Source organism: Alkalihalobacterium chitinilyticum (genome assembly GCF_029028005.1).
GTDB classification, from domain to species: Bacteria; Bacillota; Bacilli; order Bacillales; family Bacillaceae_F; genus Alkalihalobacterium; species Alkalihalobacterium chitinilyticum.
On sequence record NZ_JAOTPO010000004.1, the window covers coordinates 197,616 to 209,904 of the forward strand.

The following is a 12,289-nucleotide window of genomic DNA, read 5'->3' on the forward strand; positions in this document are numbered from 1 at the left end:
GAGACCACAACCTCTCAATTTTTACGCGAACACATAAAAATTGAGTGTTGTGGCCTCTCCTATTCTCCGACCTCAGTATTAACTTATCATTATTATAATTCTATTCGTAATGTTTTGCAAACATTTTTACTTGAATGCCATTGTAGCATGGACGGCTTTTTTCCAGCCTGTATATAATTTTCCACGATCATCATTATTCATCTCTGCATTAAACGTACGATCGATACTCCATTGTTTTGCAATATCTTCACGACTGTTCCAGAACCCTACCGCTAATCCAGCTAAGTAAGCAGCACCTAAAGCTGTTGTTTCTTGGACAACTGGACGCTCTACCGGTACACCTAACATATCGCTTTGAAATTGCATTAAAAATTCATTGGCTACAGCTCCACCATCAACACGTAAGGTTTTGAGTGAAATTCCTGCATCTGCTTCCATCGCTGTTAAGACATCTTTTGTTTGGTACGCTAGTGACTCCAGCGTGGCGCGAATAAAATGTTCTTTTTCAGTACCTCGCGTAATTCCAAAAACCGCCCCACGAACGTCGCTGTCCCAATAAGGTGTTCCGAGTCCAACAAATGCCGGAACTACATAAACACCTTCTGTGGACTCTACTTTCGTTGCATAGCTTTCAGAGTCACCTGCCGACTTAATCATACGCAGTCCATCACGTAACCATTGAATGGCTGAACCGGCAACAAAAATACTGCCTTCCAATGCATATTCTACTTTTCCATCGAGGCCCCAAGCGAGAGTCGTCAGTAATCCGTGTTCTGACTTTACTGCCTTGTCACCCGTATTCATGAGCATAAAACAACCTGTTCCATACGTATTTTTCGCCATCCCTTTTTCAAAACACGCTTGTCCGAACATTGCTGCTTGTTGGTCACCAGCTGCTCCGGCAATCGGTACTTGCTCTCCGAAGAAATGATAGTCAACCGTCATTCCGTATACTTCAGATGATGGTCTTACTTCGGGTAACATACACTTTGGTACTGATAACATTTCAAGTAGTTCATCATCCCATTTCAATTCATGAATGTTATACATTAATGTTCGTGATGCATTCGAATAGTCTGTGACATGTGCTGTTCCACCAGACAACTTCCAAATGAGCCACGTGTCAATCGTTCCAAATAAAAGCTCACCATTTTCCGCTTTTTCACGTACCCCTTCAACATGATCTAAGATCCATTTCACTTTTGTCCCAGAAAAGTAAGCATCGATTAATAAGCCTGTTTTGTTTCGCACCATTTGACCATGACCTTGTACTTTTAGTTCTTCACAAATATCAGCGGTTTGACGCGATTGCCAGACGATTGCATTGTACACAGGAAGGCCCGTATTTTTATCCCAAACGACCGTGGTTTCGCGTTGATTCGTAATGCCGATCCCTGCGATCTCCTTTGCTTTAATATTTGTCTTTAACAATACTCCAGAAATGACCGATAACACTGACGCCCAGATTTCATTTGCATTGTGTTCTACCCAGCCTGGGTTAGGGAAGATTTGTGTAAATTCTTTTTGCTCGACACCAACGATTTCTCCTTGTTGATTAAATATAATAGCACGAGTACTCGTTGTTCCTTGGTCTAATGATAGAATATATTTCTTTTCCATCTCTTTGATCCCCCAATATTCTTATATTCTTCTTATTTTGTTGATACTATATAGTTACTATGATTTAAGCTAAGCAATTACTTTTTCATCTAAAGGCACCGCTTTTAATTGCTTTTGTTTTTCTATTTGAATGGTTAGAAGCAGTACAGCAATAAAGGCTGCACTAAAATACCAGAGTGCGGAATAGACTATTCCTTCGAAAACAGCCGCGTAAAACAAAGCACCAAGTCCTCCACCGATAATTGGCCCTATGACCGGGATCCATGCATACCCCCAATCGGAAGAACCTTTCCCAGCAATGGGCAAAAGAAAATGAGCAATTCTCGGACCTAAGTCACGAGCTGGGTTAATCGCATAGCCTGTCGTTCCACCTAAAGATAAACCAATAACTACGATAAGAAATCCGACAATCAATGGATTAAGTCCTTCTGTAAATTCATTGGCACCAATTGCTAATAATCCTAAGACTAACACAAAAGTCCCTAACACTTCACTAAAATAGTTAGATGGTGTATGAGAGATTGCTGGACCTGTTGAAAATACAGCTAGTTTTGCCCCTTGATCTTCGGTTTCTTTCCAATGCGGATAGTAGTGCAGCCAAACGAGAGTTGCACCAATAAAGGCACCTATCATTTGCGCGATAATGTACAGCTGTACTTCATTCCAAGGAAATTCACCTACTAGAGCCATCCCCACAGTTACTGCGGGATTTAGATGAGCACCACTGATTGAGCCTACCGCATAAACGGCTGTAGCAACAGCAAGTCCCCAAGCCATCGAAATGACGATCCAACCACCATTTTCAGCTTTGGATCCTTTCAAGACACATCCAGCAACTACACCTCCTCCTAAAACAATTAAAATCATCGTACCAATCAGTTCACCAACAAACGGTAACATCTATTTACCTCCTTATTTTTACAGAGACAAAAAAAGAGATCAGCAAATGAGCTATCATTATAAAAATGACAACTGCAAAAACTGATCTCCTTGTCTCCGTCAGAACTATTAACTTGTAAAACTATTAAAACAAAACCTGAAACCGCTGTCAATCTATGATTTTAAAATTTTTTTAAAAAAAGGTACCTGGCACCCATTATGGGTGCCAGGTACCTTTAATGATTTAAAACTTTAATGTCTTAAAATAATACCAATACTCTCTTTTACACCATCACCTTACAAATGTCGTTTGTAAATTCGACTGGGTCTTCTATTGGTAGCCCTTCAATTAAAAGCGCTTGATTATAAAGAAGGTTCGTAAACAATGTTAGCTTGTCTTTATCCTGCTCAAGCGCATCTTTTAATGACTTAAACACCTCATGGTTGATGTTGATTTCCAGCACTTTATCTGCTTGTACATTTTGGTTGTTCGGCATCGCTTTAAGAATTTTTTCCATTTCAATGGATACATCACCTTCTGTTGAAATGCAGACAGGATGTGATTTCAAACGTTTCGATGCACGTACATCTTTTACTTTTCCAGATAAGATGTCTTTCATGGTATCAAACAGTTCTTTACTTTCGTTTTGCTCTGTTTCTGATTGATCTTCTTTTTCATCCTCAATACCTAAGTCGCCGCTAGAAACTGACTTGAACTCTTTCTCTTTATAAGACATTAACATCTTGATCGCAAACTCGTCGATCTCATCCGTAAAGTATAAAATTTCATAGCCTTTATCTAATACAATCTCCGTTTGCGGTAACTTTTCAATACGATCATGCGATTCTCCGGAAGCATAGTAAATATACTTTTGATCTTCTGGCATTCTCTCAACATACTCAGCTAAGGTAACTAATTTCTTCTCTTTTGAAGAGTAGAACATGATTAAATCCTGTAAGTCTTCTTTATGTTGTCCGAAGTCGCTATAAACCCCATACTTCAGTTGTCTGCCAAAAGTTTCGAAGAATTGCTCATATTTTTCACGCTCATCTTTTAATAAGCTTTGAAGCTGACTCTTGATTTTGTTTTTAATATTTTTAGCGATCAGTTTAAGTTGACGGTCATGTTGAAGGATTTCCCTTGAGATATTAAGTGATAAATCTTCTGAGTCAACCATCCCTTTTACAAAACTAAAATAATCTGGCAGCAGATCTGCACACTTATTCATAATTAATACACCGCTAGAATACAGCTCCAACCCTTTTTCAAATTCTGGACTATAGAAGTCAAACGGCATTTTTTCTGGGATAAAAAGAATGGCATTATAGCGTACCGCACCGTCGACACTAATATGAATATGCTTTGTAGGCTTGTCAAACCCGTAATGCTTTTCTTGGTAAAAATTCTCATAATCTTCATCTGTTAGTTCATTTTTATTCTTTCGCCAGATCGGCACCATGCTGTTAATCGTTTGCTCTTCTGTATACTCCTCGAATTCGTTGTCCTCGCTACCTTCTTTCGGTCTTTGACCCGTAACATCCATCTTGATAGGGTAGCGAATGAAGTCAGAGTACTTTTTAATAATGCCTTTAATACGGTGTTCTTCTAGATACTCATCATATGTTTCATCTTCTGTGTTTTCTTTAATTTTTAAAGTAATTTCTGTCCCAATCGTTTCTTTTGGTGCTTCCTCAATCGTATATCCATCGGCACCTTCTGATTCCCATCTGTAGGCAACATCACTTCCGAGAGCTCTTGTTGTTACTGAGACAACATCAGCGACCATGAATGCTGAGTAGAAACCGACTCCAAATTGACCGATAATATCGTGGCCATCTTTCAGTTCGTTTTCATTTTTAAAAGCTAACGATCCACTTTTCGCGATGGTTCCGAGGTTGTTTTCTAACTCCTCTTTCGTCATCCCGATCCCAGTATCTGTGATTTTAAGCGTGCGGCTCTCTTTATCCGCTTCAACTTTTATGTAGTAATTGTCTTGGTCAAAATTTAAAGACTCATCCGTTAGAGCTTTATAATAAATTTTATCAATCGCGTCACTAGAATTGGAAATTAACTCTCGTAAAAAAATCTCTTTTTGTGAGTAAATTGAATTGATCATCATCTCTAACAATCTTTTCGATTCAGCTTGAAACTGCTTTTTTGTCATAAAAACTTCCCCTTTCAATATCCATCAATCTTTTATGTAAGTTCACCTTTATTTTAGCACTCATGTAATCAGAGTGCTAACTCAATAATTTTAATATCATAAAATTAAAAAAGTGTCAATATTTTTTTGTGAAAACGGTGGGTACCGCATGAATTCTTCTTCCATTATCTTTTCCCTAATATTTCTTTTACTTTTTCGTCTAGCTGAATGTTTGGGTTTTCTTTCAGCAGCTCAAGTATAAATTCACGTTCATTAACAGGTGAAATGAGCGTAAAGTCATAGAATTTCCCATAAACAATTTCCAGTCTGTTGATAGACAATGCCGGTGCCGATAGGGGATTTTTTGATTTATTAATTTTCGATATATCCCCTATTTTAATCGTTTTTTTAAAAGGACCGTATTTAACTTTAATTTGTTGTTCTGCCAAAAGATAACCAGTCCCAAACCAAAGCCACATCATAAAACCAGCTATCGGAATAGCGATGACAAACGCAATCCATTCTCTACCTAGTATTGGCATCATCAAAGAAACTAGAATGGTTGCCCATATAATAACGCCTAACCATAGATCTTTTTTTGATCGATAATGCATTTATCAGCCCTCCTCTATCGCTAAATTAGTTAACAACATGAGATCTGTCTACTTAAGTGGATCGTAATCCTTCGTTTTCTCTACCCACTCTTCATAAAATTTTTCTTTTTCCTTTTTCATTTTAGAAAGATTGTGGATTAGTATTGGAAGAAACATAACGATGATTGCAAATACCGTTAATAAGCTATAAAACACAACAGCACCCCGCTTGATCGGAATTTTAAATGGTAGCAGGTACCTTTACCACAGCACAGTGATAAAGGTACCTGCTACCCTTTCTTTGCTACCCTTTCTTTTACCTTTTTCTCTCTTTTATCATTGCAATTTACATCCTTGTAATCTTCTTTACGTTCCTACTCAAAATAGGTTTCACTCCTCAAAAAGAGCCACTTGGTGCACTTACTGGAACTCATTTCTTACAAATTTCCTGACTTCCTCATAATTTCCGTAATTTGAGAAAAACTAAAGAAAAATTTGCATACAAAACCATTTATTAAGGAGAAACTCCATGGAAAATTTTCTTGATAACGTCTTAGGTTTTCTGCCACAGCGATCCATTGTTTGGAGCGCTTTAGGATCAGCACTAATCGTCATTGCTTTTCAAAAAGGTACGCAAAAATTACAAGAATTTGTGAAATTACCATACATGGAAGAGGAAAATCAACAGAAACGTAAAGAAATCACAGGACAATCCGGGATAGATCAGCAATCGAAGTCTTAAAGGAGTCAAAACCATGAGCAATAAAAAGGATTATGAAATCACTCCCATTGAAATGGGAATTTCCTTAGTATCTTTAATTTTCGCAGTCGGCATATTAACTTTACCAAGAACTTTAGCGAATGAAGTTGGAACTACAGATGGCTGGATTTCAATCCTTTTAGCAGGACTTATTTCAATTGGCTTTATCTATTTATACACTCAATTACAAAAAAATTTTCCAGGCCGAACATATCTTCAATTTTTAGCTGAAGGCAAACTAGGAAAATGGGTCGCCAAATTCATTGGAATCCTTTTTATTTTCTACTTAGGTTTTTTAGTAAGTATGCAAGCGCGGATACTAGCGATGGCGGTGAAAATGTATTTGATCGACCAAACTCCAGCAGAAGTTGTCGTTGCCATCATTCTCCTTCTCATCACCTATGCAGTATCAAAAGGTATCCAGGGGATTGTACATATTCATCTTATGTTTACCCCGTTTATTTTTGTCGCTCTATGTTTTATCATGGTGTTCAATTTTAATGAAGCTCAATTTGACCGCCTACTACCCATTATGAGTGAGGGAATTACTCCCGTTTTATATGGCGTTTTACCTCCTATGTTTTCATTCGCTGGAGTTTTTCTTTTATTCTTTTTTATGGCATATATGAAAGAATCGGATTTACGTTCAGGTACATTAAGCATATTTATGCTTGCAACGACCATCATCTATGCTTTTATAACGATTACTGCTTATGCGATATTTGGTCTAGAAATGACAAAGGTAATTACATTCCCTGCCGTTGAGTTAGCAAAGGAGATCGAATTAATTGGAGCCTTTATTGAACGATTTGAATCGATTTTCCTGACGATCTATATCATGGCTATTTTTACATCGATGGCCAACATTCTTTTTGTGATCCAGCAAATTTTCTATGAACAATTTATTCAATCCCTGAAGATGCGATCTTATCTTTCGGCCATTTTACTCTTTTTTATTTTTTTAGTTTCGTTTATTCCTAATTCTATCACTGAAGTGGAAAACATCGGAAAATATTTAGCACTATTAGGGGATGGTTTGTTAGTAAGTACATTTATCATCGGCTTTTTAACGGTGTGGATCCGGAACCGAAGTAAATCTTCTATTGAGAATAATAGTTCTATGTAAATCGGTCTGGGCCTTCTTCTAATGTTTAAAGGATACCTGCCACATTAGTTAATAAAGCAACATCATTACGAGAAAACAAGGGGGGGTGTAGAGTGAAAAAATTCATTTATTTTACCTTCCTCACTCTGCTCGTCACTTGCCTCATCGGGTGCTGGGATCTTACTGAGATCGAAGAAATTGGATTTGTAGTCGGCATTGGATTAGATCCTACAGAAAATGAAGAAAGAAAGTTAAGGATGTATGAGCGAGAAAGAGGCCACCGTATTTCTCCGAAAGCAGAACATCCCCAATTATTTGATGCGACCTTTAACGTTTCTGTCCCTAGCAAAATTGAAGCACAAGAAGGTGGAAGAACAGGGCGAGCTTTTTTTAACATTACAACAACTGATTTGACGAATTTCAATTCGATACGTCAAGTTTCTGCAAGAAGAAGTAGAAGACTCAATTTTGAGCATTTAAAAGTATTGATCATCAATGAAAGCCTTGTTAAGAGCGGACCCATGCTTAAACATTTAGTGGATTTGTATATTCGCGACCATGAAATGAGGAGAAAATCTTATGTTTATATTACAAGTGCAAATACGAAAGATATTTTAAATGTTAAGTTGCCACTTGAAGAATTGATCACCACTTCCATTGTAGACATTACGGATAATTACGAAGCTAATTTGGCGATGCCTTCACCTACGACAATGGGTGATATAGCCACTCATATTACGGGCGAAAAGAGTTTTATTATCCCGCAAATTAAACCAGTTGGTAATGATTTGAGGATCACAGGAGCCGCAGTTTTTCTAGGAACAGAATCCACGATGCGAGGTTGGTTAACTGAAGAAGAGGTAAAAGGCTATAACTGGGTTATTGGTGATGCCGAAAGTGTGATTATTGAAGCGGAATACGAGGAAGGTCAAGGAGAATTCTTTGTGTACGAAGTAATTACTATGGCTTCTACCATTGACTATCGCCGTGAGAATAACCGTAATATATTTGATATTAAAGTAAAAGCGGAAGGGTCTTTTGCAGAAAGTTGGCTTCATGATGTGGACATTAGTAATGAGCAAACGATCCGTGAACTAGAGGAATTGATCGAAAAAGCAATTGTTCGCCAAGTCAAAAATAGTATCGAAAAAGTTCAGAATGATTTTCAAGCAGATATCTTCGGATTCCATAATAAAGTTCGTCAACAACAATATCCTTATTGGAAAACGATTAAAGAACACTGGGAAGGTGAAGGCGGGGAGTTCCAACATGCCGAAGTAAATGTGTCAGCCGCCGTTAAAATTCGCCATTATATGTTAAATGAACGCCTAGACTAATCAGGCATTGGAGGTGACCCGAATGTATAGAAAATTATTAAAAAAATTAAATGCAAATAAAGTTCGTTCAAAAGCTGAATATAAACTTGAGGTGTCTCCTGTTATAGATGAAATGGTTACTTCCGTTAAGAACATCGTTGGTGAAAGTGATGACATCGTCCAACGTGATTTCGTCATTGGAAAAGAATTAAAAGCGACCTTATTTTATGTTGACGGCTTAGCCGATGAAAATGGAATTGAAACAAAAGTAATTAAACCTCTTCTACATTTTACTGAAGATGCAGTTGCACGTTTAAAAGGTGATGCTTTATTAAATCATTTAACAAAAGAGGTTACCAATTTCATTGAATTTTCGATTGAAACGACGTACGATGATGCTATCTTACCTCTCATGTCAGGGGAAACATTACTCGTCATTGATGGCATTCCCAAGTTCATTTTATTAGAAACGAGAAGCTTTAATCAGCGTGCAATCGAAGAGCCTGAAAGTGAAATTGTTGTTCGGGGGCCTCGTGACGGGTTCAATGAAGTTCTTCATACAAATGTCATGTTACTTCGGAGACGAATTAGAGACCCAAATTTGACGGTACAATTCGGGCAAATTGGACGGAGAGCTAAAAATGATTTTGCCCTTCTCTATGTGAAAGGTATTGCAAACATGGAGCTAGTAGAGGAAATGCGCTATAGGATTTCTTGTATTGATACAGATAATATAGAAGGGACGGGTGGCCTAGAACAATATGTTGAGGATAATGTATTATCCCCTTTTCCGCAATTAATTAGAACTGAACGACCCGACAAAACAACTTCACACCTTTTTAATGGGAAAGTTGTTATCGTATTGGATGGAACGCCGTTTGCTTTAATTGCACCACTAACATTTGAAGAATATTTTAAGTCGCCAGAAGATAACTATGACCGCTGGCAAATTAGCTCATTATACCGCGTGCTCCGGTATGCTGGTGCATTTATTGCGATGTTTCTGCCTGCACTTTATATAGCAATGGTATCGTATCATCAAGGAATGATTCCAACTACATTAGCTCTTTCAATTGCAGGTTCGCGTGAGGGTGTTCCATTCCCAGCCTTTGTAGAGGCACTCCTGATGGAATTCACGATCGAGTTACTGCGGGAAGCTGGGGTGCGATTGCCACGTCCTGTTGGTCAAACGATTGGCATTGTCGGCGGTCTTGTCATTGGGGATGCTGCCGTTCGGGCAGGAATTGTAAGTCCTATCATGGTCATCGTTGTCGCCTTAACAGCGATAGCCTCCTTCTCACTCCCAGCCTATAACATCAGTATTACATTTCGGATGTTACGGTTTGGTGTTATGATAGCCGCCGCCGTATTTGGCCTGTTCGGTATCGTTATCTCTTATATTCTAATTAACATTCATCTTGTCGGTTTACGTAGCTTCGGAAGCTATTATACATCACCGTATGCACCCTATTACTTTGCAAATTGGCTTGACCTCGTAATTAAGGCTCCTGTCACAGTAATTAAAAAAAGAAAAGCAGAACCAAAGACAGAAGACCCGAACCGTCAAGTCTAATAATTCTTAACTATAGGTCATGTTACTGAGTCTAATCCTTCTTTCACCCAAAAATGAGGTTGTCTCAAAGTAGTGCCAAACACAGTAGACGCATGTAAACTACCGTGAAGGGACAATTGAGCCAACCTCGCTGGTTATTAAAAACTATTGTAAAATTTGTATCTCACTTTCAGCTTTCAAATCCGCAAGAAGTTCGTTTAGTAACTCTCCTCGCCGCTTCTGGATCACATTGGCTTCAATCGTTGGTCTCACCTGTTCTAAATCAATTTCACCTTCCGTAAAGCCATTATATTGTTGAAGTAATTCATCGATTTCATCCTCGGATACTTCAAGTCCCTCTAAGTATCGCTCAACGAAAAGATCAATTTTTAACATTTCCTCTAAATCTTTTTCCGTCAGTTGATTTGCCTTCAATTCCTCTAAGAATTCAGCTTCATCGGCATAATTCTCTCTAATTTCATTCATGTGCTCTTCTATATAGGCGTCATTTATCCCATCACGTTCAGCAGCCTGGAGCAATAACACCTTACTAATTAAATCTTCTAGAATCTGCTCCTCAATTTGACGAATAAAATGGGGCTCTTCTGTATCAAGTCCATCCTCTTCATACATTCTTTTTCTGTGTTCCACTAATTCCTGAAATTCAGAATTATGTATTTTCTCATCATTAATAATCGCAACAATGGTCATTTCATCATTTGGTAGTTGAACTTCTTCTTGTTCTAATTTTTCGCTTCCCGAACATCCAGCCAGTCCAATAAAGAAAATAGCTGTTAAGAAAATATAAACATAACGAAACACGGAATCATCCTCTCTATTCACTTTTCCAATAGTTAGGATTTTAAAACGGATTGGGCATAATGTAAAGAATGTTACCTGAGTGTAAATTACATGTAGTGTGAAAAACAGCTATAAAACTAGCCTTCAACCTTAATTTGTAAAATTATGTACTGAATTTCATTATGACATGTTGAAGGACTGGTAAGGCAACCCCTGCTTTCCAGTCCTTCAATAACACTACTTGTAGAATTTAATCGGTAAAGAGACAAATCTCCCGGTATTTGTTTGATTGAAGAAGGTCTTTTAACAATAAATTCTTATGTGATGCATTCTAGTAATCCGTTTAGATATTCTCATTGTTAAGTTTATTCATCGTGTTCACCACCACGTTTGTTAAAATTTCAACTCCCTTGAATATAGCTTCTTTTTCAAAAGTCATATGCGGGTGATGAAGTCCTGGCTTTAAATCACATCCTAAACCTAGCATCGTTGCTTTTAGATGCGGTCGTTTTAATGTATAAAAATGAAAGTCATCTCCGCCAGTTGTGATAATTGGTGGTCTATGTTTCTCTTCTCCTAAAACTTCTTTAATCGCTCCGCTCATCATCTCTGTTGCTTCAGCATTCACTTCGGCAGCAGCAATATAAGCAGCCTGAGACAGTTGAATGTCTACATCATAATGGTTCGCCAAAGTGCTAGCGATCTTTTCCACACGTGAAGACAATTCATTCATCACAACATTTGATTGTGCTCGTAAATCTAAACTAAAGCTCGCATTACCTGGGATGATGTTTGCACTGTCTCCACCAGCCATAAATTTGGTCACTTTCACTGAGTAGGGAACCATCGGATCGAGATGGATTCCTTTTAAAAGAGAAACCAGTTCAGCTCCGACTTCAATTGCATTAGCCCCAAGATGCGGTCGTGCCCCATGTACGTCTGCTCCCTTAATTTTTCCGTTGATAAACCTCGCTGCCCCGTGATGGATCGCTGGAACTGCGTAGCCATTATCTAATTCTTGAAACGGTCTTAAATGCACTCCATATAGAAAATCTACATCGTCGATAACTCCCTTTTCCACAAGTTTTAAGGCACCCGTTCCTTTTTCCTCTGCAGGTTGGAAAATTAATTTTATTTTCCCTGCAGGTTCATAGTTCAATTCCTTTAAAGCGAACATGACCCCTAAGACGATGGACATATGAGCATCGTGTCCACATGAATGATTAGCGCAAAATGTACCATTCACCTCTTGCCACAGCGCATCCATATCCGCACGAACCGCTACAACAGGTTTTCCGCTTCCTACTTCTCCAATTACCCCTGTACAATCATCAAAATTCGTCACTTTCCAACCATTATCTCTCAATGTGTTTGCTATGTATTCTGTCGTTTTTACTTCCTGCCAACTAATTTCCGGATGTTGATGTAAGTAATCAAAGACTTGCATCACAGTCGGTTTGATTTTTTCAATGATTTTGTCCAATGTAATTAACCCTTCCTTTGTCTCAATAAAAAATAT

Annotated in this window: 11 protein-coding genes; 4 read left to right on the top strand and 7 right to left on the bottom strand. The window is 38.1% G+C overall.

Annotated features, from left to right (window positions below):
• Positions 1 to 126: 126 nt before the first annotated feature.
• The 5 genes from glpK to N7Z68_RS08255 all read right to left on the bottom strand — a co-directional run bounded on the left by glpK (position 127) and on the right by N7Z68_RS08255 (position 5,452).
• Positions 127 to 1,620: a glycerol kinase GlpK gene (gene glpK, locus N7Z68_RS08235; protein WP_275117991.1), complete on the bottom strand. Its 1,494-nt coding sequence runs from the start codon at positions 1,618 to 1,620 to the stop codon at positions 127 to 129.
• Between the two features lie 69 nt (positions 1,621 to 1,689).
• Entirely contained in the window at positions 1,690 to 2,520 is an 831-nt protein-coding gene (locus tag N7Z68_RS08240) for an MIP/aquaporin family protein (protein WP_275117992.1), read from the bottom strand.
• A gap of 263 nt (positions 2,521 to 2,783) precedes the next feature.
• Positions 2,784 to 4,664 carry a molecular chaperone HtpG gene (gene htpG / locus N7Z68_RS08245; RefSeq protein ID WP_275117993.1) on the bottom strand — a complete coding sequence of 627 codons (1,881 nt, stop codon included), beginning with the start codon at positions 4,662 to 4,664 and terminating at the stop codon, positions 2,784 to 2,786.
• A 164-nt stretch (positions 4,665 to 4,828) separates the two neighbouring features.
• A complete protein-coding gene (locus N7Z68_RS08250) occupies positions 4,829 to 5,257 on the bottom strand; it encodes a PH domain-containing protein (protein WP_275117994.1) in 429 nt (142 codons plus the stop codon).
• Positions 5,258 to 5,305: 48 nt separating this feature from the next.
• Positions 5,306 to 5,452: a hypothetical protein gene (locus N7Z68_RS08255; RefSeq protein WP_275117995.1), complete on the bottom strand. Its 147-nt coding sequence runs from the start codon at positions 5,450 to 5,452 to the stop codon at positions 5,306 to 5,308.
• 313 nt (positions 5,453 to 5,765) lie between these two features.
• Here N7Z68_RS08255 and N7Z68_RS08260 point away from each other — a divergent pair, with 313 nt between their 5' ends.
• The 4 genes from N7Z68_RS08260 to N7Z68_RS08275 all read left to right on the top strand — a co-directional run bounded on the left by N7Z68_RS08260 (position 5,766) and on the right by N7Z68_RS08275 (position 9,990).
• Positions 5,766 to 5,978 (top strand): hypothetical protein, encoded by a 213-nt coding sequence (locus tag N7Z68_RS08260; protein ID WP_275117996.1) that lies wholly within the window; start codon positions 5,766 to 5,768, stop codon positions 5,976 to 5,978.
• 13 nt (positions 5,979 to 5,991) lie between these two features.
• The gene (locus N7Z68_RS08265; RefSeq protein ID WP_275117997.1) at positions 5,992 to 7,122 is read left to right on the top strand and encodes a GerAB/ArcD/ProY family transporter; all 1,131 of its coding nucleotides are present in this window, start codon (positions 5,992 to 5,994) and stop codon (positions 7,120 to 7,122) included.
• 92 nt (positions 7,123 to 7,214) lie between these two features.
• Positions 7,215 to 8,438, top strand: coding sequence for a Ger(x)C family spore germination protein (locus N7Z68_RS08270; RefSeq protein WP_275117998.1), 1,224 nt, complete (start codon positions 7,215 to 7,217; stop codon positions 8,436 to 8,438).
• A 22-nt stretch (positions 8,439 to 8,460) separates the two neighbouring features.
• A complete protein-coding gene (locus N7Z68_RS08275; RefSeq protein ID WP_275117999.1) occupies positions 8,461 to 9,990 on the top strand; it encodes a spore germination protein in 1,530 nt (509 codons plus the stop codon).
• Positions 9,991 to 10,134: 144 nt separating this feature from the next.
• Here N7Z68_RS08275 and N7Z68_RS08280 read toward each other — a convergent pair whose 3' ends face one another.
• Together N7Z68_RS08280 and N7Z68_RS08285 are read right to left on the bottom strand one after the other, a co-directional pair.
• Positions 10,135 to 10,812 (bottom strand): SurA N-terminal domain-containing protein, encoded by a 678-nt coding sequence (locus N7Z68_RS08280; RefSeq protein WP_373323123.1) that lies wholly within the window; start codon positions 10,810 to 10,812, stop codon positions 10,135 to 10,137.
• Positions 10,813 to 11,113: 301 nt separating this feature from the next.
• A complete protein-coding gene (locus N7Z68_RS08285) occupies positions 11,114 to 12,253 on the bottom strand; it encodes a M20 peptidase aminoacylase family protein (RefSeq protein WP_275118001.1) in 1,140 nt (379 codons plus the stop codon).
• Between the last annotated feature and the right edge of the window lie 36 nt (positions 12,254 to 12,289).